We start from the raw sequence: 26,006 nt of genomic DNA, 5'->3' as shown, positions 1-26,006 counted from the left end.
GCCACCCGTAAACGCAAAGGCCGCCCCCCTGCGGGGGCGGCCCTGTTCATGCGGCAAAGGCCCGGATCAGAGGGCGATGCGCCGTGACGCTTCGCGCATCGCGCTGAGTTCCTCGGCCACAAGGAAGGCCAGTTCCAGCGATTGCGAGGCGTTCAGCCGCGGATCGCAGGCGGTATGATAGCGGCTGGACAGATCCTCGTCCGTCACCGCACGCAGGCCGCCGGTGCATTCGGTCACGTCCTGCCCGGTCATCTCGAAATGGACGCCGCCGGGGATCGTGCCCTCGGCCTTGTGGATCGAGAAGAACTCGCGCACTTCGCGCAGCACGGAATCGAAGGGGCGGGTCTTGTAGCCCGAAGCCGCCTTGATCGTGTTGCCATGCATCGGATCGCAGCACCACAGCACATTGGCGCCTTCCTCGCGGACGGTGCGGATCAGGCGCGGCAGATGCTCGCCCACCGTGCCCGCGCCAAAGCGCGCGATCAGGGTCAGGCGCCCGGCCTCGTTCTGCGGGTTCAGTTTCGCCATCAGGATCTTCAGGTCCTCGGCCGTGGTGGTGGGGCCGCATTTCAGCCCGATCGGGTTCAGCACGCCACGGCAGAATTCGACATGCGCGCCATCGACCTGCCGCGTCCGGTCCCCGATCCAGAGCATGTGCCCCGAACCCGCCACCGGCTGGCCGGTGATCGAGTCGATCCGGCACAGGGATTCTTCGTATTCCAGCAGAAGCGCCTCGTGCGAGGTGTAGAAATCCACCGTCGACAGGTTGTGCGAGGTCGAACCATTGACCCCTGCCGCGGTCATGAAATCCAGCGCGTCGGAAATCCGGTTCGACAGTTCGCGGTAGCGTTCGGCCTTGTCCTGCTCTGAAAAGCCCAGCGTCCAGGAATGGACGCGGTGGATGTCGGCAAAGCCCCCAGTCGAGAAGGCCCGGAGCAGATTCAACGACGCGGCGGCCTGGGTATAGGCCTGAAGCATCCGGTTCGGATCGGGGATCCGCGCGCCCGGCGTGGGATCGAATCCATTGATGATGTCGCCGCGGTAGGACGGCAGTTCCACCCCGCCGATCACTTCGGTCGGCGCCGAGCGCGGCTTGGCGAACTGGCCCGCCATCCGGCCCACCTTCACCACCGGCACCTTGGCGCCATAGGTCAGCACGACCGACATCTGCAACAGCACCCGGAAGGTGTCGCGGATGTTGTCGGCGGAAAATTCGGCAAAGCTTTCGGCGCAGTCGCCGCCCTGAAGCAGGAAGGCCCGGCCCTCGGCGGCCTCGGCCAGCGCCTTCTTCAGTTTGCGCGCCTCGCCGGCGAAGACCAGCGGGGGATATTTGGCAAGCTGCGCCTCGACCGCGGCGACCGCCCCGGCGTCGGGATAGTCGGGCATCTGGATGCGCGGCTTGGCGCGCCAGTCGGATTTGGTCCAGCCCCTGGTCATGAGGGTTCCTCCGGGCAGTTTGCTCTGTCGCGGGCGGTATACGGAAAGCCGCGACCGATGCAAAGGAGAATTGCCCAAATGAGCCGCTTGAAGGCCGGCTGGATTCCTGTTTCACAGGACGGTAAACGACACAAAAGGTCGCATCATGACCAGCACCCCACAGCGCGCGCCCCTTTCCGACAAAAGCAACCGTCCGCGCCGCTTCGTCTTTCTTCTGCTTGACCGCTTCACGATGATCTCGTTTGCGGGCGCGATCGAGCCGTTGCGCATCGCCAACCGCGTGGCGGGGCGCACGCTTTACACCTGGGCGCTGGCCGGCGAAAACGGCACCGAGGCGGTCTGTTCCAACGGGGCGGCCTTCCGGCTGGACATGGGGCTGGGAGAGATCGACCGCGAGGATGTGCTGCTGGTCTGCGGCGGGATCGATGTGCAGAAGGCCACGACCCGGGCGGTGGTGAACTGGCTGCGGCGCGAGGCGCGGCGCGGGGTGACCGTGGGCGGGCTGTGCACCGGGGCCTATGCGCTGGCCAAGGCGGGGTTGCTGGACGGCAGGAAAGCCACGATCCACTGGGAAAATCAGGATGGATTCACCGAGGAATTCGAAGAAGTGCGCCTGACGAAATCGGTGTTCGTGATGGATGGCAACCGTCTGACCACCGCCGGGGGCACCGCCTCGATCGACATGATGCTGAAGATCATCGCCCGCGATCATGGCGACGGGATCGCCAACACCGTGGCGGATCAGTTGATCTATTCCGCGATCCGCACCGATGTGGACACGCAGCGCCTGTCGATCCCGACGCGGATCGGGGTGCGGCATCCGAAACTGGCCCAGGTGATCCAGATGATGGAAACCGCGATCGAAGACCCGATCAGCCCGGCCGATCTGGCCGAGGAGGTGGGCATGTCGACCCGCCAGCTGGAGCGGCTGTTCCGCCGCTACCTCGACCGCTCACCCAAGCGATACTACATGGAGTTGCGGCTTCAGAAGGCGCGCAACCTGCTGATGCAGACCGACATGAGCGTGATCAACGTGGCGCTGGCCTGCGGCTTTGCCAGCCCGTCGCATTTCTCGAAATGCTACCGGGCGCATTACAACACCACCCCCTATCGCGAACGCGGGACGCAAGGGGAAACCGCGCCGGCCAGTCTGTCGGAGTGAGAGCCTTGGGCCGCGCGACGGGGGGCTTTCCGCCCCCCGCACCCCCCGAGGATATTTGTGCCAGAATGAAGAGAACGGGGCCGGAGTGGCGCGGGCTGGGGATCTGCGACGCGTTGGGCGCTTTGATCCCTTTTCTTTTGGCGCGGCGCAAAATAGGCTGAACGGCAGGATTTCGATCCAACATGGGAGTTTTCAATGAAAAAGCTGCTACTGGCCAGCGTGGCCACGCTGGCCCTTGGCGGAGCCGCGGGCGCGGAAGACGTCAAGATCGGCATCATCCTCGGCTTTACCGGACCGCTCGAATCGATCACGCCGAGCATGGCGGCGGGTGCGGAACTGGCGATCAACGAGGTGAATGCGGCGGGCACGCTGCTTGACGGGTCGAAGGTCACCGCGGTGCGCGGCGACTCGACCTGTGTCGATGCCGCCGCCGCCACCGCCGCGGCCGAGCGTCTTGTCACCTCGGACAAGGTGGTTGCGATCTTCGGCGCCGACTGCTCGGGGGTGACCGGGGCGATCCTTCAGGCCGTGTCGCGGCCGAACGGGATCGTGCAGATCTCGCCCTCGTCGACCTCGCCGGCGCTGTCGACCGTCGAGGATGACGGGCTGTTCTTCCGCACCGCGCCGTCGGATGCCCGTCAGGGCGAAGTGATCGCCGAAGTGCTGAAAGACCGCGCGATCAGCTCGGTCGCCATTACCTTCACCAACAACGACTATGGCAAGGGTCTGGCCGAAGCGATCCAGACCGCCTTTGAGGCGGCGGGCGGCAAGGTCACGATCTCGGCCGCGCATGAGGACGGCAAGGCCGACTATTCCGCCGAAGTCGCGGCACTTGCTGCGGCGGGTGGCGAGGTGCTGGTGGTGGCGGGCTATGTCGACCAGGGCGGCAAGGGGGTGATCCAGGCCGCGGTCGACACGGGCGCGTTCTCGACCTTCCTGCTGCCTGACGGCATGTATGGCGAGTCGCTGGTGCAGGCGATCGGATCCGCGATCGACGGCTCGTTCGGGACCATGCCGGGGACCTACAGCGATGGCGCGGCCAAGATTGTCGAAATGGCCAAGGCGGCCGGGTTCGACGGCACCTCGACCTATGTCGGGGAAAGCTATGACGCGGCCTCGCTGATGCTGCTGGCGATGCAGGCGGCGGGCTCGTCGGCCTCGGCCGATTTCAAGGGCAAGATCGAGGAAGTGGCGAACGCGCCTGGGGAAAAGATCTATCCCGGCGATCTGGCGAAGGCGATCGAGCTGATCAAGGCGGGGACTGACATCGACTATGTCGGCGCGACCAATGTCGAACTGATCGGCCCCGGTGAAAGCGCGGGCAGCTTCCGCGAATACACCATCAAGGACGGTCAGTTCGTCACGGACCGCTTCCGCTGACGGCAAGGAGCGTATAAGGGACCGGCACGGCCCGGGGCGAAAGCTGCGCCCTGGGCCGTTGCCTATTGAGAAAGACCCGGCGGCGCGCGGGAGGTCGCGGTGCGGCGGGCGAAGGGGAAGACATGATTGCAGTCGAAAACCTGCACCGGCATTTCGGCGGCTTCCGGGCCGTCGATGGCGCCTCGTTGAAGATCGCGACCGGATCGATCACCGGGCTGATCGGGCCGAATGGCGCGGGAAAGACCACGCTTTTCAACGTGATCGCCGGGCGGCTGAAGCCGACTTCGGGGCGGGTCATGATGGCGGGCGAGGATATCACCGGGCTTGCGCCGCACGAGCTGTTCCACAAGGGGCTGCTGCGGACATTCCAGATCGCGCATGAGTTCGGCTCGATGACGGTTCGGGAAAATCTCATGATGGTTCCGGCGCGGCAGTCGGGCGAAACCCTGTGGAACGCCTGGTTCCGCCGCAAGGCGGTGGCGGCCGAGGAACGGCGGCTGCGCGACAAGGCCGACGAGGTGCTGGAATTCCTGACGATCTCGCATCTGGCGGATGAGAAGGCGGCCAACATCTCGGGCGGGCAGAAGAAGCTGCTGGAGCTGGGCCGGACCATGATGGTGGATGCGCGCATCGTGTTCCTGGACGAGGTGGGCGCCGGGGTGAACCGGACGCTGCTGAACACCATCGGCGATGCCATCGTGCGGCTGAACCAGGAGCGCGGATACACCTTCTGCGTGATCGAGCATGACATGGATTTCATCGCCCGGCTTTGCAATCCGGTGATCTGCATGGCCGAGGGCAAGGTTCTGGCGGAAGGCACGGTCGAGGACGTGAAGAATGACGAGCGGGTGATCGAAGCCTATCTGGGCACCGGGCTGAAGAACAAGGTGGTCGGTCATGCGTGAGTGTGAGGCCGTGACGCATGGAGGATCGGTCGGAGCCTCCGGCGGGGATATTTGGTCCAGAATGAAAGGGCGGGAGGTGCGGCATGGCTGAGCCTTTCCTGATCGGCGAGGGAATGACCGGCGGCTATGGGGCGGCCGACATCCTGCATGGCTGCACGCTGGCGGTGGAGAAGGGCCAGATCGCGGTGATCGTGGGCCCGAACGGCGCCGGCAAGTCCACCGCGATGAAGGCGGTGTTCGGGATGCTGCGGCTGCGGGCGGGTCATGTGCGGCTGGAGGGCGAGGACATCACCGCGCTTTCGCCGCAGGCGCGCGTTGCCAAGGGCATGGCCTTCGTGCCGCAGACCCACAATATCTTTACCTCGATGACGGTCGAGGAAAACCTGGAGATGGGGGCGTTCCTGCGCCGCGACGACATCCGCGGCACGATGGAGCAGGTTTATGAGTTGTTCCCGATCCTGAAGGACAAGCGGCGGCAGGCGGCGGGCGAGTTGTCGGGCGGGCAGCGTCAGCAGGTGGCCGTGGGCCGCGCGCTGATGACCCAGCCCAAGGTTCTGATGCTGGATGAGCCGACGGCGGGTGTCAGCCCCATTGTGATGGACGAATTGTTCGATCGCATCATCGAGGTGGCGCGGACCGGGATCTCGATCCTGATGGTCGAACAGAATGCCCGGCAGGCGCTGATGATTGCCGACCGGGGGTATGTTCTGGTTCAGGGCGCCAACCGCTTCACCGACACGGGGGCGGCATTGATGGCCGATCCCGAGGTGCGCCGTTCGTTCCTGGGGGGGTGAAAGATGGATATCCTGAACGCCCTTGTGGCATTTCTTAATTTCGTTTTCGTGCCGGGGCTGGCCTATGGCGCGCAGCTGGCGCTGGGCGCGCTGGGTGTCACGCTGATCTATGGCATCCTGCGGTTTTCCAACTTTGCCCATGGCGATACCATGGCCTTCGGGACCATGGTGACCATTCTGGTCACCTGGGCGCTGCAATCGGCCGGAATCGGCGCGGGGCCGTTGCCGACGGCGCTGATCGCCCTGCCCTTCGGGATTGCGGCGACGGCTGCGCTGGTGCTGGGCACCGACCGGGCTGTCTATCGCTTTTACCGCAAGCAGAAGGCGGCGCCGACCATTCTGGTCATCGTCTCGCTGGGGGTGATGTTCGTGATGAACGGCATCGTGCGCTTCATCATCGGCGTCGAGGAGATCAGCTTTGCCGATGGCGAGCGGTTTCTGGTCACGGCGGGCGAGTTCCGCGCCATGACCGGCCTGCAGGAGGGGCTGGCGATCCGCACCACGCAGGCAATCACTGTGGTCACGGCGATTGTGGTGATGGTGGCGTTGTTCTGGTTCCTGAACCGCACCCGCACAGGCAAGTCGATGAGGGCCTTTTCCGACAACGAGGATCTGGCACTGCTGTCGGGGATCAATCCCGAGCGGGTGGTGGCCGTTACCTGGATCCTGGCTGCGGCGCTGGCGACCACGGCGGGGGTGCTTTACGGCCTGGACAAAAGTTTCAAGGCCTTCACCTTCTTCCAGCTTCTGTTGCCGATCTTTGCCGCGGCCATCGTTGGCGGGCTTGGCAGCCCGATCGGCGCCATTGCGGGGGGATTTGTCGTCGCCTTTTCCGAGGTCACGGTGACCTATGCCTGGAAGAAGGTGCTGACCTATCTGGTTCCGGCGGACTGGGCGCCTGATGGACTCGTGCAGTTGATGTCGACCGACTACAAGTTCGCGGTCAGCTTCGCGATCCTGATCCTTGTGTTGCTGTTCATGCCCACCGGGCTTTTCAAGGGGAAATCGGTATGAACCGGACGCTCCTGCTATTTGCCTTCGTGGCGGTGCTGTTTCTGGGCACGGGGATGCTGCAAAGCTGGAACTCGGCGCTGGGCATCCTGAACATGGCGCTGATCTCGGCGATCATGGCTTTGGGCGTGAACATGCAATGGGGCTATGCGGGCCTGTTCAATGTGGGCGTCATGGGCTTTGTCGCGCTGGGGGGGCTGGCCGTGGTGCTGACCTCTGCGCCGCCGGTGCCGGGTGCGTTCGCCGCGGGTGGCTGGGGGGTTTTGGGCGCGCTGGTGCTGGGGGCTGCGACCATTGCCGCCGCCATCCAGGTCTGGCGCCGGCTACCGAAGGGTGCGGTCAGGACGCTGGCGCTGCTGGCGGTGCTGGTGGTCGGCTTCTTTGCATTCCGTACGGTCTTCGACCCGGCCGTTGCCGCGATCGAGGCGATCAACCCTGCCCTGTTCGGCAATATCGGCGGGCTGGGCCTGCCGGTTCTTCTGGCCTGGCCCGCGGGCGGGCTTCTGGCTGCGGCCGCGGCCTGGGCCATCGGCAAGACCGCACTGGGGCTGCGGTCGGACTATCTGGCCATTGCGACGCTGGGCATTGCCGAAATCATCATCGCCGTGATGAAGAACGAAGATTGGCTGGCGCGCGGGGTGAAGAACATGATCTCGCTGCCGCGTCCGGTGCCCTATGAGGTCGACCTTCAGCGCAGCGCCGCCTTCGTGGACTGGGCGCAGACCTGGGGCTTCGATCCGATGACGGCCTCGGCCATCGTGGTAAAGCTGTGTTATGCCGGGTTGTTCGGGCTGGTGCTGGTTGCCATCGTCGCGCTGACCGAGCTGGCGCTGAATTCGCCCTGGGGCCGGATGATGCGCGCGATCCGCGACAACGAGGTGGCCGCCGAGGCGATGGGCAAGAACGTCACCCGCCGGCATTTGCAGATCTTCGTTCTGGGGGCTGCGGTGATCGGCATCGCCGGGGCGATGATGACCACGCTGGACAGCCAGTTGACGCCGGGCACCTATCAACCCCTGCGGTTCACCTTCCTGATCTGGGTGATGGTGATCGTCGGCGGGTCGGGCAGCAACTGGGGCGCGGTGCTGGGCGGCTTCCTGATCTGGTGGCTGTGGGTCATGGTCGAGCCGATCGGGCTGACGCTGATCGGGACGGTTACGGCCGGCATGGCGGACGGATCCTGGCTGAAGACGCATTTGCAGGATTCGGCGGCGCATATGCGGCTTTTGACCATGGGGCTGATCCTGCTTCTGGTGCTGCGCTTCTCGCCGCGGGGCCTGATCCCTGGGCGCTGACATGGCGGCGCCGCTGGTCCTGCTGGTGCTGGCGGCCGGCGCCTCGTCGCGGATGCGGGGCGCCGACAAGCTGCTGGGGCAGGTCGGCGGCGCCCCGCTGATTGCGGCGCAGGTTGCCAAGGGGCTGGCGTCGGGCTTGCCGGTCATTGTCACGCTGCCTCCTGACCGGCCACAGCGCGGCACCGCGCTGGACGGGGTGGCGGTGCAGCGCCTGATCGTGGCCGAGGTCGCCGAGGGGCTTGGCGCCTCGATCCGCGCCGGGGTGGCGGCCGCACCCGAAGGCGCTGCGGTGATGATCCTGCTGGCCGACCTGCCAGAGATCACCGCCAACGATCTGGTCCGCATGGTGAAGGCCCATCGTGCCGACCCAAAGTCCATCCTGCGGGCCACCGCCGAGGACGGGCGCCCTGGCCATCCCATCGTGTTTCCGGTCTGGGCGCGGCCGGAACTCGTCAGCCTTCAGGGCGACAACGGCGGGCGCGACATCCTGCGCCGTCACGCGGCGCGGGTGCGGCCGGTGGCGCTGCCGGGCCGCCATGCGGTGACCGACCTTGACACGCCAGAGGACTGGGCGGCATGGCGCGCCGGCCAGCAAAAGGAAAGGGGCCGCTAGAGGCCCCTTTCCCCATCGGTTTTCTCCTTGGGGGAACTTGCACCGATGAAAAGGCGTCTATCGCAAAAGCGCCTGCAACTCCTCGGGCACCGGCGCGGGACGCGCGGCGCCATAGGCGGCCAGCCCCTCGGGGCTGCGCAGATCGGGGAACAGATCGAACAGTTCCTGCCGCTGGGCATTGCCCATCGCGTCCAGAAGCTGCGCCGTGGGCCGGTAGCTTTCGGTCCAGCAGCCATTGGCCAGCACCACCTGATGGCGGTCGAACATGACATGCAGATAGGTGATGCCGGCGCAGTCCACCTGATGGATGCCGCGGCCACCGACCAGATGCTTGGCCGCCACCAGCGCCTCGGGTGTCTGCACATGCAGGCGCGACAGGTTGCGCGCCACCAGCATCCGGTGGTTGGGGCTGACCATCATGTCCCGCTCGGGCAGGCCGCGACCAAGACTGCCCTGCCGGATCGCGATCGGCTTCAGATGCGGATGGGCAGTCAGCAGCGCAGGGTCAATCCGGCGCGAGGCTGTCCAGCGCAGTTCCTGCAACCCGTCGTCACGGGTGATGACCCGGTCGCCCACGCGCAGATCTTCGACCGGCACTTCGCCTTTCGGAGTTGCGATCAGCGTGCCGGGAGTGAAGCAGGCCACCACCGGCGATCCAGCCAGCCCGCCCGGCCCGGCGGCGGAGCCAAGCGCCGGCGCCTTGCCCGGCACGCCGGATTGCCGGCCCGCGGCGGCGGACCGGCAACCGGACCAATCACAGGATGTCAAACGCATGATGCACAATTCATCTTCGGCCAAAGCCTGCACTTCGTCAAAATACCCGCCCCTTCGCATGGCCCCGAACGGCAACCGAAAGAGCGTGCCCACCATGGCGGGATAAGAAAAAGTTTAGCTTTGACGCGATGTTGGCGGAAGCGAAATTGCCGTATCGCTGTGTCGATCGGGCCCGAATCCACGCCGTCTGCGCTGCATTTGACAACCAAGTGGCGAAAAGCCTCTCAACAACCCAAAGCTGCGCCGCGCCGCCCGAAACGTGAGATCAGCCACAGGGCAGATACTTATGCATCACAGCACCATACCAAAGATACTCTCCGGGCACGGCCTGCGCACAATTCACAACTTTGCGCTGAATTATCTTACACCCCTCGCCCAGCGGCGGGACGACCGCTCTGCAAAGGCGTTTTTGCCGCCTGAAAGCCCGCCAAACGCCGCATCCGCAACGAATCGCCTGTCTTTGAAGCCGGGATTTCTGGTGCGGGTGGTCGGACTCGAACCGACATTCCGTGAGGAGGAGGTGTTTGAGACCTCTGCGTCTACCATTCCGCCACACCCGCAAGCGAGGAACCGTTTATCCCGCAGCCCGCGGCCCGTCAATCGGCCGCTGACGCCTGTCGGAGCGGAAACGGCCGAAATCTGACGACACGCGGTCACGGGGGCCGGGATCGATGCGGGCGCGCCGCCACAGGCCCCGGACCCATCCGGGGCGACACGGGCACCGCCGGGCACGGTCGAGGCTTGACCGCAGGCCGGGCGCGTGATGCAACGCGCACCGGCACAGGAAGGCGGAGGCGGGAATGACGCGCAGGTTTGCGATGCTTGTGGCGGCGGCGGGCTCGGCCGGATTGCTGATCGGGGCGCTGGGGTTTCAGTATCTGGTCAGCCTGCCACCCTGCCCGCTTTGCATCTGGCAACGCTGGCCGCATCTTCTGGCGGTGCTGGCCGGGGCGGTGGCGCTGGTCTGGCCGGTGCGGGGCGTGGCTCTTGCGGGGGCGCTTGGCGCGGCCGGGTCGGCCGCCATCGCGGTGTTTCACGCTGGCGTCGAGCAGAAATGGTGGGAAGGCTTCGCCTTCTGCTCGACCGGATCGATCGAGGGAATATCGTCTTCGGATCTACTGAACCCGGCGGTCGATGTGGGCCGCGTCGTGCGCTGCGACGAGATCGCCTGGCAAATGGCCGGCATCTCGATGGCGGGCTGGAACGCGATCATTTCGGCGGCGCTGGTGGCGATCTGGCTTTTCGCCGCCTTCCGGCGCGCCTGATCGATCACAGGAAGATCGGGTTCGACCACGCCCGCCGCCCGCCCGCATCGCGGATGGTGACACGGACGAAGGGGCTGGCGCGGAACCGGGCCAAGGGCATCCGCGCCCGGGTCATCGACAGCCCGTGCACCGCCGTGGCCGCGGTGCCCGCACCTTGCAGGGTGATGGCCGTGACCGCGGAACACTCGATCTCGATCATGTCGCCGTCGATGGCGACCTGACGCAGCTCTGGCCCCTGACTGGAATAGAACGCGCCGCATTTCAGCGCAGCAAGCAGGGCCTCGGGGTCGTTTTCCTCGGCCTTCACCATCACCCAGCCCCCGAAATGGTCGGGTTCGGTGAAATGGGCGTCATCGGTGGCGATCAGCGTCGGGCGCCGCCCCTCGGTCAGCAGAAGATCGGCAAGAGCCGCGCCATCGGGCCGCTCGCAGCCCATGGCACAACCGTGGTTGTAGATCTCGACCGCATGGGCGGCCGAAAGCGCGCGGGCATCGGCCAGCGTCAGCCCCGACCATTGCGGATGCGCAATCGCGACAAAGGCCCCGGCTGCCACCGCGCGGGCCGCAAGATCCGGCCCGCTTTCCTGCGCGGGATCGGCACGAAAATCGGCCACGGCGGGCGGAACGAAATCATCAGGCAGGCCGACGGCAAGGATATGCCAAAGCTCGCCATTGGCCATCGCGCCGGAATGCAGCTCGGCCCCCGGAAGGGTGGTGAAACGGGCAGAGCGAAACGGCCGGGTATCGACGATGGGAAAGCCGTAACGGCCGATGAAATGATCGGTCAGCGACAGGAAGTCATAGCCCTCGTCGGCATAGCGCCGGCAGACCTCGGCCGGATCAAGTGCCCCGTCCGATCGATTGGAATGGGTGTGCAGGTTGCCGCGCCAGAAGCGGCCAGGAGCGGTAAAGGCAGGCAGGGTGCGGGGCATGGCGTCCTCTTGTCGTCGGCCCAGCCTAGCGGCGATCCGTCGGCCTGGGAATGCCCTGCGGCGGGTCTTCCTTCACCAGCAGGCTTCGCTATGCTGGGGCTGCGCAGGCGGAAAGGTCAGGGATGGAAGGCTTCACGCGATATGCGATCTACTGGACGCCAGAGCCGGGACCGCTGGCCCGCTTTGGCGCGGCGTGGCTGGGATGGGATCCGACCACAGCCCAGCCGGTCGAGCATCCGCCGCTTGCCGACCTGCCGCGCGACATCGCGCTGCTGACGCAGGCACCGCGGAAATACGGGCTGCATGGCACGCTGAAAGCGCCGTTCCGGCTGGCCGACGGGCTGGATGTCACCGATCTGCATGCGGCGGTGGTCGCACTTTGCCCCTATCTGGCGCCGGTCACGCTGCCCGGCCTGCGGCTGGGGCGGATCGGCAGCTTCCTTGCGCTGGTGCCCGCGGGCGAGGATGCGGCGCTGTCGGAACTGGCGGCCGAGGTGGTTCGCGCACTGGACGGCTTCCGCGCCCCCCTGACCGCGGCCGAGCACACCCGCCGCCGCCCCGACCGCCTGACCCCGCGCCAGCGCGGCTATCTGGCCGACTGGGGCTATCCCTATGTGTTCGACGACTTCAATTTCCACCTGACCCTGACCGGCGAGTTGCCAGAGGCCGAACTGGCGCAGGTCGCGACTGTGCTGGCGCCCGTGATGGACCCGCTGGTGTCGCAGCCGATCCGGGTGGCAAGCCTGTGCCTGTTCGGCGAGACCACCGACGGCCGGTTCCGGATGCTGGAACGTCTGCCGCTGCTGCGATAACGGCGCCATCACGCGCACGCAGCCCAGCATCCGGCGCGGATCAGGCGCCATACCCCGGACGATCGCCTGCGACTTGGTCTCAGCGACCGCCGCGGCGGTGCATCAGCGCGGCCTTGCGCGCACGCTTGGCTGCGGCACGGCCGGGCTTGGCCTGTGGCTGCGACACCGCCGCCTGTGGCGCGGGGCGGGCCGAAGGGCTGCCGCCTTTGCCAAACAGGTTCATAATTCGGGTGAAGAACCCAGTCTTTGCCATTCTCAATCCTCGAAAAGTTCGCTTTGGCCCGTAACGGGCTCGTCGTCGTCAGGCTGTCGGATGCTCCCCGGAAGCGGTCTGTTGTCCAGAAGCCCCGCGGCCCGCAATTCCTTGATCCCCGGCAGATCGCGGGCGGATTCCAGCCCGAAATGATCCAGAAAGTGATCCGTCACCACAAAGGTCACCGGCCGGCCGGGCGTCATGCGCCGACGCCCGAAGCGGATCCAGTCCATTTCCAGAAGCTGGTCGATGGTGCCGCGGCTGACGGCCACGCCGCGGATCTCCTCGATCTCGGCCCGCGTCACCGGCTGGTGATAGGCGACGATGGCCAGCGTCTCGATCGCGGCGCGCGACAGTTTCTTCTGCTCGACCGTTTCCTTGCGCATCAGGAAACCCAGATCGGCCGCGGTGCGGAAGGCCCAGGCGTCGCCCACCCGCACCAGATGCACGCCGCGGCCCTCATAGCGGCTGCGCAGATGCATCAGCGCCTCGGCCGGGTCGCAGCCATGCGGCATCCGGGCCGAAAGCTCGGCCACCGTCACCGGATCGGCCGAGGCGAACAGGATCGCCTCGACCATGCGTTCCTGTTCGGCCATCACCGGCGCATCGAACAGGCTTTTCTCGGGGCGCTCGTTCATCAGCACTCCTTACGGCGGATCTGGATCGGGGCGAAGGTCTCGCCCTGTCGAACCTCGATCTGGCCCCGTTTCGCCATTTCGAGGATGGCCGCGAAATGCGCCGCGGTAGCAGACCGGCGGCGCATCGGGTGGCCGTCCCAGCCTTCGGGCAGATAGCCGTTCAGGTCGGCCCAGTCACCGAACCAGTTCAGCATTCCACGCATCCGTTCAAGGGCTTGTTCCATGGTGTAGACGTGGTGGCGGTCCATCACGAAGGGGCGGAACTCGTCCTTGGTGCGGATGCGGGCATAGGCGCGCATCAGATCGACCAGTGTCGCGGTCCAGGTCACCTTGCGCTGGAGGGTCACATCTTCGGGCAGGCCGCGAACGAAAAAGTCGCGCCCCCTCTGGTCGCGGGCCATCAGCCGGGCGGCCGCATCGCGCATCGCCTCAAGCCGTTCCAGCTGAAACGCCAGATGGGCGGCCAGATCCTCGGCCGAGGGGCCTTCCTCGGTCGGATCGGGGGGCAGAAGAAGCCGACTTTTCAGATAGGCGAGCCAGGCGGCCATCACCAGATAATCGGCCGCAAGTTCGATCCGCAACTGTTTGGCCTGATTGACGAAAATCATATACTGCTCGGCCAGTTTCAGGACCGAGATCCGGCGAAGGTCCACCTTTTGCGTCCGCGACAGCGTCAGCAGCAGGTCCAGCGGGCCTTCGAACCCCTCGACATCGACGATCAGCGCCTCGGCCGCCAGCCGGTCGGCGACACTGAGCGATCGCCCCTCATCCCAGTCGTCAGCCATGACCATGCCCGGCAAGAAGGCGCGCATGTTCGGCCAGAAGGGCAGCGGTATCCACAGGTTCGGGCGCGCGACGGGCGGCAAGCGCGGCCCGCGCGCGGGCCTCGGCCGCGGGCGTCATCGCGCCGGATGCATCCAGAACGGCCCCCATTTCGGCCAGATCGCCGTTGCAGTGCAGCACCACATCGCAGCCCGCAGCCAAGGCCGCCGCGGCCCGCACACTGATCGGACCGGCAAGCGCCTCCATCGACAGATCATCCGTCATCAGAAGACCCTGAAAGCCGATGGTGCGGCGGATCACCCCGATCATCGCCGGCGAACAGGTCGCGGGACGGGTATCACCCCAAGCCGAAAACACCACATGCGCCGTCATGGCCAGCGGAAGGTCGGCCAGCGCGCGGAAGGGCGCGAAATCGGTGGCCGTCAGCACATCAGCCGCGATCGCGACCGTCGGTAACTGGTGGTGGGTGTCGGCGGCGGCGCGGCCATGGCCCGGAAGATGCTTGACCACCGGCAGAACGCCGCCCGCCAGATGCGCCTCGGCCACGGCCCGCGCCAAAGCCGCCACCTGCGCCGGATCATCCGAGAGGCAGCGGTTGGCCAGAAACGGATGCGTGTCGGGGCCCAGCAGATCGGCCACCGGCGCGCAATTGCCATCGATGCCCACGGCGCGCAATTCCTGCGCGATCAGCCGATAGCGCAGCCACAGCATCCGCGCCGCATCCGGCCCCGCCGTGCGCACCGCCTGAAGCGGCGGCAGCCAGTCATGCCAGAACGGGGGGCGCAGGCGTTGCACGCGGCCGCCTTCCTGATCGACGAAGACCGGCACATCCCGCCCGACCACCACGCGGATTTCCGCAGTCAAAGCAGAAAGTTGCACGGGGTTTTCAATGTTCCGCGCGAACAGGATGAATCCGAACGGGTCGGCCTCGCGGAAAAAGCGACGCTCGGCTTCGGTCAGGCGGGGGCCGGAGCAGCCGAAGATGCAGGCCGACCGGCCGGCCTCGCTCATCGCACGGCGACCGGAATGCAGGCGGTATCTTCGGCCAGAAGCGCCGAGCAGAACCGGCGGGCGTCCGCTTCATCGGCAAAGCCCGAGGCGCGCAGCCGGTAGAAGGTGCGCCCGCCGCTTTGCGCCGAAACCACCACGCGGCCCTTTTCCGACAGCAGCGGACCAAAACGGCCCACCAGCCGGTCCCATTCGCGCCGCGCCGATTCGGCATCGTCGAAGGCGCCAAGCTGGACAAGACGGGTGCCCGCCGGAAGCGAGGCGGAATCGACATCGCGGCTGCTGGCCGCGGCCGGGGCAGCGGCCGCAGCGGGTGCCGGGGCCGCGCGGGTGGCCAGCCGCGCCGGGCGCGGCGGCGGCACCGGCGAGCGTGTGACCGCACCCGGGGGGGCAGGCTCGACCACCGGCATTGCGGTCTCGGGCTCTGGCAGGACGGGCGCGGACATGGTCGGTTCGGGCTCGACCGTATCGGCCAATGCCTCTGCCAGCGCAAGTTTGGTCGCGTCGGCATCGGGGGCGGGAAGGTCAGCCTCGACCGTGGTTTCGGGCGCCACCGTTGCCGCAACAGGCGCCTCAACCGGCGCGGCAGAGGGCGCTTCAAGACCGGGCCCATCCTCCAACGCCAGTTCCACCGGCTTTGGCGCCAGAACCAGCCGCTCGGGCGGGGGCGCGGCCGTGCCCACGGCCGGCACGTCGTTCACCGCCAGGCCCTGATGGGCCGCGATCTCGCCGCCGGGATTGTCGGGGGCGATCCGCATCGGCCCCTCGATCGCGCGCACCACCGGAATTCCGTGCACATCGCGCACCGCCAACCGATAGCCCCAGATCGCCAGCCCAAGGATCAGCGCGATCGACGACACGCCGCCCGCGATGTTGATCAGACGCTGCACCTTTGCAGGCCGCCGCGGGGCATAATAGCCCTCGAAATCGTCGAAATCCACGTCCGCCATGCCCTGCCTCACTGCGCGCGGGGTGAACCCCGGCGCTGCTTGCCTGTTATGCCCCGGCGGATGCATTTTTCAGCGCATTTCTTCGACCGGAGTGACGCCCAAGATACCCAAACCGGCGCAAATCACAACGCCCACGGCCCGGGCAAGGGCGATTTTCGCCTGGGAAGTGGCGGAATCGTCCTGAAGGAAGCGCAAGCCGGGCTCGTCATTGCCGCGGTTCCACAGACCATGCAGGTCCGAGGCCAGTTCGTGCAGATAGAACGCCACCCGGTGCGGCTCGTTCGTGCGGGCGGCGATCTCGACCAGACGGGGCCATTCGGCCAGTTTTCCGATCAGCGAAAGTTCGGCCGGGTGATCCAGCCGGGCCAGATCGGCGGCGGCAAGGGCGGCATCCGACACGTCGATCCCCGCCTCGCGCGCCTTGCGCAGCACCGAGTTGATCCGGGCATTGGCATATTGGACGTAGAAAACCGGGTTCTCCTTCGACTGCTCGAGAACCTTGTCAAAGTCGAAATCCAGCGCCGCGTCGTTCTTGCGCGTCAGCATGACAAAGCGGGTCACATCGGCGCCGACCTGTTCCACCACGTCGCGCAGCGTGACATAGGTGCCGGCGCGCTTCGACATCTTGAAGGGCTCGCCGTTCTTCCACAGCTTCACCAACTGGATCAGCTTGACATCCAGCGGCACGCGACCATCGGACAAGGCCGCGACCGCCGCCTTCATCCGTTTGACGTAACCGCCGTGATCGGCGCCGAAGATGTCGATCAACTGATCGAAGCCGCGGGTCACCTTGTCATAATGGTAGGCGATGTCGGGGGCGAAATAGGTCCAGCTGCCATCGGACTTCTTCACCGGCCGATCCACGTCGTCGCCATGCGCGGTCGAACGGAACAGCGTCTGCTCGCGCGGTTCCCAATCCTCGGGCAGCTTGCCCTTGGGCGGCTCCAGCACGCCTTCGTAGATCAGGCCCATGCCTTCCAGCCGGGCCAGCGCGGCCTCGATCTTGCCGGTGCCGTAAAGCGCCTTTTCGGACGAATAGACATCCATCGTCACGCCAAGCGCGGCCAGATCCTCGCGGATCATCTGCATCATCATTCCGGCCGCAAAATCGCGGACATCGGCCAGCCAGACCGCTTCGGGCTGATCCAGCAGACTGGCGCCGTATTTCGCTTTCAACGCCTCGCCCACCGGGATCAGATAGTCGCCGGGATACAGGCCTTCGCGGATCTCGGGCTCCAGCCCATGCGCCTCGCGGTAGCGTTCAAAGGCCGAGCGCGCCAGCACATCGACCTGCGCACCGCCGTCGTTGATGTAATATTCCCGCGTCACGTTCCAGCCGGCAAAGGCCAGCAGCCGCGCCAGCGCATCACCCACCACCGCGCCCCGCACATGGCCCACATGCATCGGACCCGTGGGGTTGGCCGAGACGAATTCGACGTTCACCTTCTGACCCGCGCCGATGGACGAGCGGCCGTAATCCGCGCCCTGCCCCAGCACATCGGCCACCAGCCCCTGCCAGACCGCAGGCTTCAGCCGCAGATTGAGAAAGCCCGGCCCGGCCACCTCGGCGCCTGCAAGGCGCGGATCGGCCGCCAGACGGGCGGCCAGCACCTCGGCAATGGCGCGCGGCGGCTTGCCCGCGGGCTTGGCCAGCACCATCGCGGCATTGGTCGCCATGTCGCCATGCGCCGGATCGCGCGGAGGCTCGACCGTGACGGCAGAAAGGTCGAGACCTGCGGGAAGATCCCCCGCGGCCGTCATCGCGCCAAGTTCGGCCGTCACGAGATTGCGGATTTCGGTAAAAAGGTTCATTCCGGGACTTGTCCTGACTGTTGCCCCGGCTTTGCCAGAGGCGGGCGCACAGGTCAATGGCGCCCGCCGGACCTGGGGGTCAGGACCGCTCGGCCCGCCATTCCTCGATTGCGGCGTTGGTGTCCTGCCCCGGCGATGTCTGAGCGGCGTGAGCCGCCATGACCGCGGGGGCGCGGGTGCGGAAATAATGCGCCTCGCGCGAGCCGAAGTAGAAGCCCACGATCGCCGCCAACAGCCACCACAGCGGATCGGGCACCAGCGCCAGCCCCGACATGCGGGTGCCGAAACTTTCCGGGTCCACCATCGCATAGGTGAACAGCGCCAACGTGCCAAACGCCAGCATCGGCCGCGGCAGCCGGTTCACCCCGTTCACGATCCGATCAAACAGGCTGTTGCCACCATTGGCAAATTCTTCGGAAAACTGCTGCAAAGCCTCGCTTTGCGCCTGCGCCGACAACTCCATCTCGCGCGTGGCATTGGGGCGGAACACCTCGGCCACGTCCTTCACGGTCTGCCCGAAGGCCGCCACCCCCTCGCTTCCGCCGACGATCCGTCCGATCAAGCCCATTTTTCCACCCTCGCCTTGTGCTGCTCGTCGCTCAACCGATAGCGCGCGGCCATGAACTCCTCGGCGCGGGTGATCCAGCCGCCCTTGCCGCCATCGCGCCGGCAGGCGTATTTGCGCGACGCCGGCCGGGCGTCGGCCAGCGAATAGTAATAATTGCGCCGGGCAATGGCATAGGCATCAGCCAGATGGCCCGAGGCGGCTTCCCACGCCGACTGGGCGGCGCGGATGGTGATCGGGCCAATCAGGCCATCGGCGGTGCAGGGAAAGCCCATGTCGGTCAACAGGCGCTGCAACACCATCACCGCATTGGCGCCGGCATTCACATACATGTCGAACACCGAGGGCTGGATCGCCTCGGGCAGGTTGCCGACACCCGGGCGGCGGAAGTAATGTTCGATGAAGATCTGCTCGGCCTGCGCGCGGGTCAGTTTGCGCACATCCTCGACCTCGACCTTGCCATCGCCCGTGGTGTCGAAACCCAGCCGGCGCAGCGTGCCGATGGTCACGCCATAGTTGGTGGCACCGCCCGGATCGTCGGGGTCGTTGACGAAGCCGCCCTCGCGGGCGACGATCTCTTTTGCAATCTGCTGAACGGTCCGCATGGCATCCCCAAAGCCGTTGTCCGGGGCGCAGCCTGTCAGAGCCGGTTCAAACCGTGGTTAATCAGCCGTTCGGCGGGGTCTCGTGCTGGAACACGCCCTGCTCTTTCAGCGCATCCACGACTTCCTTGGGCATGTAGGATTCGTCATGCTTGGCAAGGATCTCGGTGGCGACGAAGGTGCCGTCCACCAGCCGCCCGGTGCCGACCATGCCGGCATTCTCGGCAAACAGGTCGGGCAGGACGCCCTTGTAGCTGACGGGAACGGTGGCGTTGGTGTCGGTCACGCGGAAGGTGACGGTTTCACCCTGACCCCGGGTCAGGCTGCCCTTCTCGACCAGACCGCCGATGCGGAACACCTCGGTCGCGGGCGGCGGCGCCTCGACCACCTGGCTGGGCGAGCGGAAGAAGTTGATCCCGTCACGCATCCCAAAGCCGATCAGCGCCGTCGACCCCGCCAGCGCCACGAATGCCAGCGCGATGATCTGGATACGGCGTTTCTTCTTCAGACCCTTCATCGGTTCCTCATCCTGCGGTCACGTCACGGGAACAGCGGTGCAAGCATCAGGCCGGTCGCCTCGTCCAGCCCCAGCATCAGATTGGCATTCTGCATCGCCTGCCCAGAGCTGCCCTTGCACAGATTGTCCAGCGCCACGACCACCATGGCGCGCCCCGGGATGCGATCCCCGATCACGCCGACATGAACGAAATTCGAACCCCGGATATCCCGGGTCGAGGGAAGCGCGCCGAACGGCAGCACTTCAAGAAACGTTTCCGTGAGATAGCGATCAAACAACGCCTTGTGCACCGCCCGCGGGTCGCCCTTGACATAGACATTGGCCAGAATCCCGCGGTTCATCGGCGTCAGATGCGGTGTGAACTGCACCCGCACCGGGCGCCCTGCGGCGCGCGAGAACTCTTGATCGAATTCGCCAAGATGGCGGTGCTTGCCGCCCGCGGAATAGGGATGCGTGCCTTCCGACAGCTCGGCGTGCAGCAGGTTTTCCTTCAGGCTGCGCCCCGCCCCCGAGACCCCGGCCTTCAGGTCGATCAGGATATCGTCAAGGTCGATCACCCCCGCCTCGATCAGCGGCCGGATCGCATATTGCCCCGCGGCGGCGTTGCAGCCGGTGCCCGCCACCAGCCGGGCCGAGCGGATCTCGGCGCGGTAGAACTCGGTCAGGCCATAGACCGCTTCGGCCTGAAGATCGGGCGCGGCATGAGGCTTGCCATACCATGTCTCGTAATCCGCAGGATCGCGCAGCCGGAAATCGGCCGACAGATCCACCACCTTCAGATCGCGCGGCAAACGGGCGATCACCTCTTGCGACGTCGCATGAGGAAGCGCGCAGAAGGCAAGGTCCACGCGGGAAAAATCGATATCTTCGATCTTTTGCAGCTGCGGCAGGTCCAGATGGCGCAGGAACGGAAACACCTCGGCCATGGCCATCCCGGCCTTGCGGTCGCCCGACAGCGCGACGATGCGCATCTTCGGATGGGTGGCAATCAGCCGGACCAACTCGGCCCCGGTATAGCCCGAGGCGCCAAGAATGGCGATTTTGTGTTCCATATCCGTATCTTCCGTTGGGTTCCCGTTACGCGGCCTGAAATTCGATCCGCCGTTTCAGGAACTGCGTCGCCTTGTTCGAGACCGACTTCGGATCGCCCGTGGTCAGGAACTTCGACTCTGTGCCACGGCCAAGGAATTCCGGCCTGCGCGCCAGATAATCCGCAAGGCTTTCGGCCACAAGGTTCGCCTGCGAATAGACCGTCACCCCGGCCCCCAGCGCATCCTGGAACACCGGCTCCATCAGTGGATAATGGGTGCAGCCAAGGATCGCGGCCTGCGGATGCGGCATCCGCCGTTTCAGCGCCTCGACATGGCTTCGCACAAGGGCCTCGGCCAGAATCTCGTCGCCCTGCTCGATCGCATCGACCACACCGCCGCAGGGCTGGGCTTCGACATCCACGCCGATCGCGCGATAGGCCAGTTCGCGCTGGAAGGCGCGGCTGGCCACCGTCGCCGGCGTGGCAAACAGTGCCACATGCTTCACCGCCACCTCGCGCGGGGGGCTGTTGTCGCCCCACTGGCGTTCGGTCAGTGCCTCGATCAGCGGGACGAACACCCCCAGCACGCGCTTGTCGCGGGGAATCCAGCTTTCCTGCATCCGTTTCAACGCCGCCGCCGAAGCGGTGTTGCAGGCAAGGATCACCAGATCGCAACCTTCAGCCCACAGCCGTTCCGTCGCGGCACAGGTCAGTTGAAAGATATCCTCGGCGTCGCGCACGCCATAGGGCGCGTGGGCGTTGTCGCCAAAGTAGACAAACGGCACATCGGGCAGCCGCCGCTGCACCGCATCCAGCACCGTGAGGCCACCCAGCCCCGAATCGAACACACCAACCGCCATGCCTGCCCCCGCCCCTCAGGGTTTGTCTGCTGCGGCCAGCATAGGATCATGCCGCAGCAGACGGAAGCGCCTAGGTGATCGCGGCCCGCTATTGTGCGGCCATCGGCAGCGGTGCCCCGCCCGCGCGGATCGCGGCCAGCAGATCGGCACGCCGCAGCGCGGCCTGTGCGGCACTGGCCTCTTTCACCGGGCCATAGCCCCGGATCGACAGCGGCAGGCGGGTCAGGTCGCGGGCAAGCTCTATCGTCTCGGGGCGCAGCTTTGGCAGGATCTCGGCCATGTCGGCCTCGAACTCGGCGATCAGCCGACGCTCCAACCGGCGTTCGGGGTTCCAGCCGAACGGGTCCAGCGGCGTGCCGCGCAGCGACTTTAGCGCCGCCAGCAGCCGGAACGCCGGGATCACCCATGGCCCGAACTGGCGCTTTTTCGGCCGCTCTTGCCCCTTGCCGGCCAGAAACGGCGGCGCAAGGTGGAAGGTCGGGCGGAAATCACCGTCGAACTCGGCCCGGGCGCGGTCCATCGTTTCCAGATGCAGCCGCGCGACCTCATATTCGTCCTTGTAGGCCAGCAACTGATAATACCCGCGCGCCACGTCCTCGCGCAGCTCGGGCGGGGCACTGTCGACCAGCCGCCGGAACCGCCGGGCCAGCCGGCGAGATTGATAGGCCACCAGACGCGCCTCGCGCCAGGTCACCGGATCGATCGGCGCGGGCGGAACCGGGCAAAGAATGCGTGCGGCATCATTGGGATGCAGCACCGCCCAGCGACCCAGCGCGAAGGCGCGGGCGTTCTGCGCCACGGCTGCGCCGTTCAATTCGATCGCCCGCAGGATCGCCGCCTCGGTCAACGGGATCAGCCCCTTCTGCCATGCTGCGCCAAAGACCAGCATGTTGGAATAGATCGAATCCCCCATAAGCACCCGCGCCAGTTCGGTGGCATCCAGAAACGCCACCCGATCCTGCAACCGCGCCTCAAGAGCGACCTGCATCCTATCTGAAGGCACTCGGAAATCTGTGTTCCGGGTGAACTCTCCGGTCACGATGTCATGGCTGTTGACCACCGCGCCGGTGCGACCCGTGGCCATCAACCCCAAGGTCTTTGCCCCCGCCGTCACCACCAGATCGCCGCCGATCACCGCGTCAGCCTCGCCCACGGCGACCCGGATCGCGCTGATATCCTGCGGGTTTTCGGCAATCCGACAGTGGATGTGAACCGCACCGCCCTTTTGCGCCAAGCCCGCCATCTCGATCATCGCGGCGCCCTTGCCGTCAAGATGGGCCGCCATCGACAGGATCGCCCCCACCGTCACCACGCCTGTGCCGCCGACGCCGGTGACCAGCACGTTATGCGTGCCGCGGATCGGCGGCAGATCGGGTACCGGCAGATGCGGCAAATCGATCTGTGCGGTTGCGGCCTTTTTGGGCCGCGCGCCGTCCAACGTCACAAACGACGGACAAAACCCTGCCAGACAAGAGAAATCCTTGTTGCAGGATGACTGATCGATGGCGCGCTTGCGGCCCAGTTCGGTTTCAACCGGCACGATCGAGACGCAGTTCGACTGCACCCCGCAATCGCCGCAGCCCTCGCAGACATCGGTGTTGATGAACACCCGGCGGTCCATGTCCGGAAAGGTGCCGCGCTTGCGGCGCCGGCGCTTTTCGGCGGCACAGGTCTGGATGTAAACAATGGCCGAAACACCGCTGATCTTGCTGAACCTTTCCTGAACCGCCATCAGGCCGGCGCGTTCGTGGATCTCGATCCCCTTGGGAAAGCGCGACAGGTCCACCCCTTCTTTTGCGTCATGGACCACGGCGATGTGCTGCACGCCCATGGCCTGAGTCTCGCGCACGATCCGGTCTGCGGACAGATTGCCTTCGTTGTGCTGGCCCCCGGTCATCGCCACGGCATCGTTGAACAGGATCTTGTAGGTGATCGTGGTTCCTGCTGCCAGCGCCGCCCGGATCGCCTGAACGCCGGAATGGTTATAGGTGCCGTCGCCCAGATTCTGGAACACATGCGGACGCTTGGAGAACGAAGCTTCCCCGATCCAGTTAGCGCCCTCGCCGCCCATCTGGGTGAAGCCGACCGTCTGGCGGTCCATCCACTGCACCATGTAGTGACAGCCGATCCCGGCATAGGCGCGGCTGCCTTCTGGCACCCGGGTCGAGGTGTTGTGCGGGCAACCCGAACAGAAATACGGCAGCCGCGCCGCCAGATCCTGCGCATTGTCCGCCCGCCGCGCCTCGGCCAGACGGGTCAGACCCGCCTTGACCGCTTCGGTGGCGCGGCCTTCCTCGATCAGGATATTACCGATCTTTTCTGCGATTCCAACGGGATCAAGCGCGAACCTTGTCGGGAACAACTCCTCGCCGCGGTCGTTCTGCCAGCCGTAGATGCGCCGGCCGCGGCGGTCGTTGAAGATCGCCTCTTTCGCCTGCACCTCGATCAGCTTGCGCTTTTCCTCGATGCAGACGATCAGATCCAGCCCCTCGGCCCAGTCCTGAAAGCCCCGGAAATCCAGCGGCCAGACCTGCCCGACCTTGTAGGTGGTGATACCCAACCGCTCGGCCTCGGTCGCGCCGATCCCCAGCAGTTGCAGGGCATGGACCAGATCCAGCCAGCTTTTCCCCGCCGAGACAAAGCCCAGCTTCGCCCCCGGCTTGCCCCAGACCCGGCGATCCATCCGGTTGGCATGGGAAAATGCTTCGGCGGCAAAGCGTTTGTGGTCGATCATCCGCGCTTCCTGCGCCACCGGCGTATCGGCAAGGCGGATGTTCAGCCCGCCCGCCGGCATCGGAAAATCGGGCAGGACGAAGGACAGCCGGTCGGGGCGGCCATCCACCACCGCCGTCGCCTCGACGGTGTCCTTCATGGTCTTCAGCCCCACCCAGACCCCGGCGAACCGCGACAGCGCCCAGCCGTAAAGCCCGTAGTCCAGGATTTCCTGCACGCCTGCGGGCGACAGCACCGGGATATAGGCATCGACCAGCGCCCAGTCCGACTGATGCAGCGTGGTCGAGCTTTCGCCGGTGTGATCGTCGCCCATCGCCATCAGCACCCCACCATGGCGCGAGGTGCCGGCCATGTTGGCGTGCCGCATCACGTCGCCGGTGCGGTCCACCCCCGGCCCCTTGCCATACCAAAGCGCGAAGACCCCGTCGAAACGCCCCTCGCCGCGCAGTTCGGCCTGCTGGCTGCCCCAGATCGCGGTGGCGGCCAGATCCTCGTTCAGCCCCGGCTGGAACAGCACGTCGGCGGCGCGAAGCTCCGCTTCAGCCCGCTCCATCGTCAGATCCACCGCCCCCAAGGGCGAGCCGCGATAGCCGGTGACATAACCGGCCGTGTTCAGCCCCGCCGCCCGGTCGCGCGCCTTCTGCATCAGCATCAGCCGCACCAGCGCCTGCGTTCCGTTCAGAAGAACCGGCGACCGGTCCAGATCATAGCGGTCGGAAAGTCTTACATCCTGCCTGCCCATCGGTCCCCTCCCAGCGACGTTGAACATGCATCCAGTTTAGGTCAAAACGGCTGACCTACAAAGCCGTTTCCAAGCCATGTTTCGATTGCAACCCCGATATGCGATCCGTTAGGGATCATTGCGTAGGGGCCGCCGTCGCGGCGGAGAGTTGCCAGATGGATTGGGACAAGCTTAGAATCTTCCACGCGGTGGCCGATGCCGGCAGCCTGACCCACGCGGGAGACACGCTTCACCTGTCCCAGTCGGCGGTCAGCCGGCAGATCCGCGCGCTGGAAGAAAGTCTGAACACGACGCTTTTCCACCGCCACGCAAGGGGTCTGATTCTCACCGAGCAGGGAGAGCTGCTGTTTGACGCGACCAGCGCCATGGTCAAGCGTCTGGATGCCGCGGCCGCCCGCATCCGCGACAGCGAAGACGAGGTGTTCGGTGAATTGCGCATCACCACGACGACCGGCTTCGGGACGCTCTGGCTTGCGCCGCGGCTGGTGGGGCTTTACAAGGAATACCCCGCGCTCAAGATCGATCTGATGCTTGAGGAACGCGTTCTCGACCTGCCCATGCGCGAGGCCGACGTGGCGATCCGCATGAAGGAACCCAGTCAGGCCGATCTGATCCGCAAGCGGCTGATGTCGATCCGCATGAGGCTTTACGCCTCGCCCGAGTATCTGGCCGAAAATGGCACGCCCGAACGGATGGAGGATTTCTCGCGCCATCGGCTGATCTGCCAGCTTCCCGGTGCGCCGCAGGTGGCGGCCGGCGCCACGCTGGTGCAGGAACTGATGGGGCATGACATCCCCTCGATGCTGACGGTGAACAACTATTACGGCGTGCTTCAGGCGGTGCTGAACAATCTGGGCATCGGGGTGATGCCGGATTATCTGGCAGTGGCCTTTCCCAAGCTGGTCCGCGTGCTGCCCGACGTCGAGTCGGGCGACGTTCCGGTGTTTCTGGCCTACCCCGAAGAGTTGCGCCATTCAAAGCGGGTCGCCGCCTTCCGCGAGTTCGTGATGGAAGAGATCGCACTTTACCGCCGCGCGCAGCAGACCTGACCCCGCCCCCGGCGGGCCACGTTCCATCAAAGCCGCGAACCGTCTGTCAGGGATCAGGAAAACCGCCACAAAGCGACAGCCATGC

At 66.0% G+C, this 26,006-nt stretch carries 25 protein-coding genes and 1 tRNA gene; 10 read left to right on the top strand and 16 right to left on the bottom strand.

Features of this window, described 5'->3' with window-relative positions:
- Positions 1-66 precede the first annotated feature (66 nt).
- Complete coding sequence (locus CRO07_RS08925; protein ID WP_097030352.1) at positions 67-1,437, bottom strand: class II 3-deoxy-7-phosphoheptulonate synthase; 1,371 nt, start codon at positions 1,435-1,437, stop codon at positions 67-69.
- A 145-nt stretch (positions 1,438-1,582) separates the two neighbouring features.
- On the opposite strand from CRO07_RS08925, the gene CRO07_RS08920 reads away from it, so the two are divergent.
- From CRO07_RS08920 to CRO07_RS08890, 7 genes are all read left to right on the top strand, one after another.
- Entirely contained in the window at positions 1,583-2,599 is a 1,017-nt protein-coding gene (locus tag CRO07_RS08920; protein ID WP_097030351.1) for a GlxA family transcriptional regulator, read from the top strand.
- A 195-nt stretch (positions 2,600-2,794) separates the two neighbouring features.
- Complete coding sequence (locus tag CRO07_RS08915) at positions 2,795-3,979, top strand: ABC transporter substrate-binding protein (RefSeq protein WP_097030350.1); 1,185 nt, start codon at positions 2,795-2,797, stop codon at positions 3,977-3,979.
- A gap of 122 nt (positions 3,980-4,101) precedes the next feature.
- Positions 4,102-4,884: an ABC transporter ATP-binding protein gene (locus CRO07_RS08910; RefSeq protein ID WP_097030349.1), complete on the top strand. Its 783-nt coding sequence runs from the start codon at positions 4,102-4,104 to the stop codon at positions 4,882-4,884.
- Between the two features lie 83 nt (positions 4,885-4,967).
- A complete protein-coding gene (locus tag CRO07_RS08905; protein ID WP_097030348.1) occupies positions 4,968-5,678 on the top strand; it encodes an ABC transporter ATP-binding protein in 711 nt (236 codons plus the stop codon).
- Between the two features lie 3 nt (positions 5,679-5,681).
- Positions 5,682-6,692: a branched-chain amino acid ABC transporter permease gene (locus CRO07_RS08900; RefSeq protein ID WP_097030347.1), complete on the top strand. Its 1,011-nt coding sequence runs from the start codon at positions 5,682-5,684 to the stop codon at positions 6,690-6,692.
- Positions 6,689-7,984 carry a branched-chain amino acid ABC transporter permease gene (locus CRO07_RS08895; RefSeq protein WP_097030346.1) on the top strand — a complete coding sequence of 432 codons (1,296 nt, stop codon included), beginning with the start codon at positions 6,689-6,691 and terminating at the stop codon, positions 7,982-7,984. The genes CRO07_RS08900 and CRO07_RS08895 overlap by 4 nt, the downstream gene beginning before the upstream one ends.
- A gap of 1 nt (position 7,985) precedes the next feature.
- Entirely contained in the window at positions 7,986-8,597 is a 612-nt protein-coding gene (locus CRO07_RS08890; RefSeq protein WP_097030345.1) for a nucleotidyltransferase family protein, read from the top strand.
- 57 nt (positions 8,598-8,654) lie between these two features.
- On the opposite strand, the gene CRO07_RS08885 is transcribed toward CRO07_RS08890, so the two are convergent.
- Together CRO07_RS08885 and CRO07_RS08880 are read right to left on the bottom strand one after the other, a co-directional pair.
- Entirely contained in the window at positions 8,655-9,308 is a 654-nt protein-coding gene (locus tag CRO07_RS08885; RefSeq protein WP_235840959.1) for a Hint domain-containing protein, read from the bottom strand.
- A gap of 539 nt (positions 9,309-9,847) precedes the next feature.
- Positions 9,848-9,931 (bottom strand) — tRNA-Leu (locus tag CRO07_RS08880).
- Between the two features lie 240 nt (positions 9,932-10,171).
- Between CRO07_RS08880 and CRO07_RS08875 the strand changes: the two genes are divergently transcribed.
- A complete protein-coding gene (locus CRO07_RS08875) occupies positions 10,172-10,636 on the top strand; it encodes a disulfide bond formation protein B (protein WP_097030344.1) in 465 nt (154 codons plus the stop codon).
- A 4-nt stretch (positions 10,637-10,640) separates the two neighbouring features.
- On the opposite strand, the gene CRO07_RS08870 is transcribed toward CRO07_RS08875, so the two are convergent.
- Positions 10,641-11,567, bottom strand: coding sequence for a CehA/McbA family metallohydrolase (locus CRO07_RS08870; RefSeq protein WP_097030343.1), 927 nt, complete (start codon positions 11,565-11,567; stop codon positions 10,641-10,643).
- A 122-nt stretch (positions 11,568-11,689) separates the two neighbouring features.
- Here CRO07_RS08870 and CRO07_RS08865 point away from each other — a divergent pair, with 122 nt between their 5' ends.
- On the top strand, positions 11,690-12,379 hold the full coding sequence (locus tag CRO07_RS08865; RefSeq protein ID WP_097030342.1) for a DUF1045 domain-containing protein: 690 nt from the start codon (positions 11,690-11,692) through the stop codon (positions 12,377-12,379).
- A 79-nt stretch (positions 12,380-12,458) separates the two neighbouring features.
- On the opposite strand, the gene CRO07_RS18660 is transcribed toward CRO07_RS08865, so the two are convergent.
- The 12 genes from CRO07_RS18660 to CRO07_RS08810 form a co-directional block, all read right to left on the bottom strand.
- Positions 12,459-12,632, bottom strand: coding sequence for a hypothetical protein (locus CRO07_RS18660; RefSeq protein ID WP_176504529.1), 174 nt, complete (start codon positions 12,630-12,632; stop codon positions 12,459-12,461).
- Positions 12,633-12,634: 2 nt separating this feature from the next.
- Complete coding sequence (scpB, locus tag CRO07_RS08860) at positions 12,635-13,270, bottom strand: SMC-Scp complex subunit ScpB (RefSeq protein WP_097030341.1); 636 nt, start codon at positions 13,268-13,270, stop codon at positions 12,635-12,637.
- Positions 13,270-14,055: a segregation and condensation protein A gene (locus tag CRO07_RS08855; protein ID WP_097030340.1), complete on the bottom strand. Its 786-nt coding sequence runs from the start codon at positions 14,053-14,055 to the stop codon at positions 13,270-13,272. The genes scpB and CRO07_RS08855 overlap by 1 nt, the downstream gene beginning before the upstream one ends.
- Positions 14,048-15,064 carry a beta-N-acetylhexosaminidase gene (gene nagZ, locus CRO07_RS08850; protein ID WP_097030339.1) on the bottom strand — a complete coding sequence of 339 codons (1,017 nt, stop codon included), beginning with the start codon at positions 15,062-15,064 and terminating at the stop codon, positions 14,048-14,050. The genes CRO07_RS08855 and nagZ overlap by 8 nt, the downstream gene beginning before the upstream one ends.
- On the bottom strand, positions 15,061-16,011 hold the full coding sequence (locus CRO07_RS08845) for an SPOR domain-containing protein (RefSeq protein ID WP_097030338.1): 951 nt from the start codon (positions 16,009-16,011) through the stop codon (positions 15,061-15,063). Before CRO07_RS08845 ends, nagZ begins: the two co-directional genes overlap by 4 nt.
- 69 nt (positions 16,012-16,080) lie before the next feature.
- Entirely contained in the window at positions 16,081-17,823 is a 1,743-nt protein-coding gene (gene argS, locus CRO07_RS08840; RefSeq protein WP_097030337.1) for an arginine--tRNA ligase, read from the bottom strand.
- 79 nt (positions 17,824-17,902) lie between these two features.
- Positions 17,903-18,391: a holin family protein gene (locus CRO07_RS08835; protein ID WP_097030336.1), complete on the bottom strand. Its 489-nt coding sequence runs from the start codon at positions 18,389-18,391 to the stop codon at positions 17,903-17,905.
- Complete coding sequence (locus CRO07_RS08830; RefSeq protein ID WP_097030335.1) at positions 18,382-18,993, bottom strand: holin-associated N-acetylmuramidase; 612 nt, start codon at positions 18,991-18,993, stop codon at positions 18,382-18,384. Before CRO07_RS08830 ends, CRO07_RS08835 begins: the two co-directional genes overlap by 10 nt.
- 61 nt (positions 18,994-19,054) lie before the next feature.
- Positions 19,055-19,507, bottom strand: a complete 453-nt coding sequence (gene ccmE, locus CRO07_RS08825) for a cytochrome c maturation protein CcmE (protein ID WP_097030334.1) — start codon at positions 19,505-19,507, stop codon at positions 19,055-19,057.
- A 23-nt stretch (positions 19,508-19,530) separates the two neighbouring features.
- Positions 19,531-20,559 (bottom strand): N-acetyl-gamma-glutamyl-phosphate reductase, encoded by a 1,029-nt coding sequence (gene argC, locus CRO07_RS08820; protein WP_097030333.1) that lies wholly within the window; start codon positions 20,557-20,559, stop codon positions 19,531-19,533.
- 25 nt (positions 20,560-20,584) lie between these two features.
- Positions 20,585-21,397, bottom strand: a complete 813-nt coding sequence (gene murI, locus CRO07_RS08815; RefSeq protein WP_097030332.1) for a glutamate racemase — start codon at positions 21,395-21,397, stop codon at positions 20,585-20,587.
- A gap of 88 nt (positions 21,398-21,485) precedes the next feature.
- Positions 21,486-24,872 carry an indolepyruvate ferredoxin oxidoreductase family protein gene (locus CRO07_RS08810; protein WP_097030331.1) on the bottom strand — a complete coding sequence of 1,129 codons (3,387 nt, stop codon included), beginning with the start codon at positions 24,870-24,872 and terminating at the stop codon, positions 21,486-21,488.
- A gap of 155 nt (positions 24,873-25,027) precedes the next feature.
- Here CRO07_RS08810 and CRO07_RS08805 point away from each other — a divergent pair, with 155 nt between their 5' ends.
- Positions 25,028-25,921, top strand: coding sequence for a LysR family transcriptional regulator (locus tag CRO07_RS08805; protein ID WP_097030330.1), 894 nt, complete (start codon positions 25,028-25,030; stop codon positions 25,919-25,921).
- Positions 25,922-26,006: the final 85 nt, after the last annotated feature.

Source organism: Cereibacter ovatus, assembly GCF_900207575.1.
GTDB lineage: Bacteria > Pseudomonadota > Alphaproteobacteria > Rhodobacterales > Rhodobacteraceae > Cereibacter_A > Cereibacter_A ovatus.
This window is presented reverse-complemented; position numbering and strand designations above follow the sequence as displayed.

Coding starts and splice junctions, on each gene's coding strand:
- scpB (WP_097030341.1), bottom strand. CDS start 13,270: ATGAACGAGCGCCCCGAGAAAAGCCTGTTCGATGCGCCGGTGATGGCC.
- CRO07_RS08805 (WP_097030330.1), top strand. CDS start 25,028: ATGGATTGGGACAAGCTTAGAATCTTCCACGCGGTGGCCGATGCCGGC.
- CRO07_RS08905 (WP_097030348.1), top strand. CDS start 4,968: ATGGCTGAGCCTTTCCTGATCGGCGAGGGAATGACCGGCGGCTATGGG.
- CRO07_RS08920 (WP_097030351.1), top strand. CDS start 1,583: ATGACCAGCACCCCACAGCGCGCGCCCCTTTCCGACAAAAGCAACCGT.
- murI (WP_097030332.1), bottom strand. CDS start 21,397: ATGGCGGTTGGTGTGTTCGATTCGGGGCTGGGTGGCCTCACGGTGCTG.
- CRO07_RS08855 (WP_097030340.1), bottom strand. CDS start 14,055: ATGGCTGACGACTGGGATGAGGGGCGATCGCTCAGTGTCGCCGACCGG.
- CRO07_RS08910 (WP_097030349.1), top strand. CDS start 4,102: ATGATTGCAGTCGAAAACCTGCACCGGCATTTCGGCGGCTTCCGGGCC.
- CRO07_RS08865 (WP_097030342.1), top strand. CDS start 11,690: ATGGAAGGCTTCACGCGATATGCGATCTACTGGACGCCAGAGCCGGGA.
- argS (WP_097030337.1), bottom strand. CDS start 17,823: ATGAACCTTTTTACCGAAATCCGCAATCTCGTGACGGCCGAACTTGGC.
- CRO07_RS08925 (WP_097030352.1), bottom strand. CDS start 1,437: ATGACCAGGGGCTGGACCAAATCCGACTGGCGCGCCAAGCCGCGCATC.
- CRO07_RS08895 (WP_097030346.1), top strand. CDS start 6,689: ATGAACCGGACGCTCCTGCTATTTGCCTTCGTGGCGGTGCTGTTTCTG.
- CRO07_RS08915 (WP_097030350.1), top strand. CDS start 2,795: ATGAAAAAGCTGCTACTGGCCAGCGTGGCCACGCTGGCCCTTGGCGGA.
- CRO07_RS08870 (WP_097030343.1), bottom strand. CDS start 11,567: ATGCCCCGCACCCTGCCTGCCTTTACCGCTCCTGGCCGCTTCTGGCGC.
- argC (WP_097030333.1), bottom strand. CDS start 20,559: ATGGAACACAAAATCGCCATTCTTGGCGCCTCGGGCTATACCGGGGCC.
- CRO07_RS08835 (WP_097030336.1), bottom strand. CDS start 18,391: ATGGGCTTGATCGGACGGATCGTCGGCGGAAGCGAGGGGGTGGCGGCC.
- CRO07_RS08900 (WP_097030347.1), top strand. CDS start 5,682: ATGGATATCCTGAACGCCCTTGTGGCATTTCTTAATTTCGTTTTCGTG.
- nagZ (WP_097030339.1), bottom strand. CDS start 15,064: ATGAGCGAGGCCGGCCGGTCGGCCTGCATCTTCGGCTGCTCCGGCCCC.
- CRO07_RS08830 (WP_097030335.1), bottom strand. CDS start 18,993: ATGCGGACCGTTCAGCAGATTGCAAAAGAGATCGTCGCCCGCGAGGGC.
- CRO07_RS08810 (WP_097030331.1), bottom strand. CDS start 24,872: ATGGGCAGGCAGGATGTAAGACTTTCCGACCGCTATGATCTGGACCGG.
- CRO07_RS08875 (WP_097030344.1), top strand. CDS start 10,172: ATGACGCGCAGGTTTGCGATGCTTGTGGCGGCGGCGGGCTCGGCCGGA.
- CRO07_RS08845 (WP_097030338.1), bottom strand. CDS start 16,011: ATGGCGGACGTGGATTTCGACGATTTCGAGGGCTATTATGCCCCGCGG.
- ccmE (WP_097030334.1), bottom strand. CDS start 19,507: ATGAAGGGTCTGAAGAAGAAACGCCGTATCCAGATCATCGCGCTGGCA.
- CRO07_RS08890 (WP_097030345.1), top strand. CDS start 7,986: ATGGCGGCGCCGCTGGTCCTGCTGGTGCTGGCGGCCGGCGCCTCGTCG.
- CRO07_RS18660 (WP_176504529.1), bottom strand. CDS start 12,632: ATGGCAAAGACTGGGTTCTTCACCCGAATTATGAACCTGTTTGGCAAA.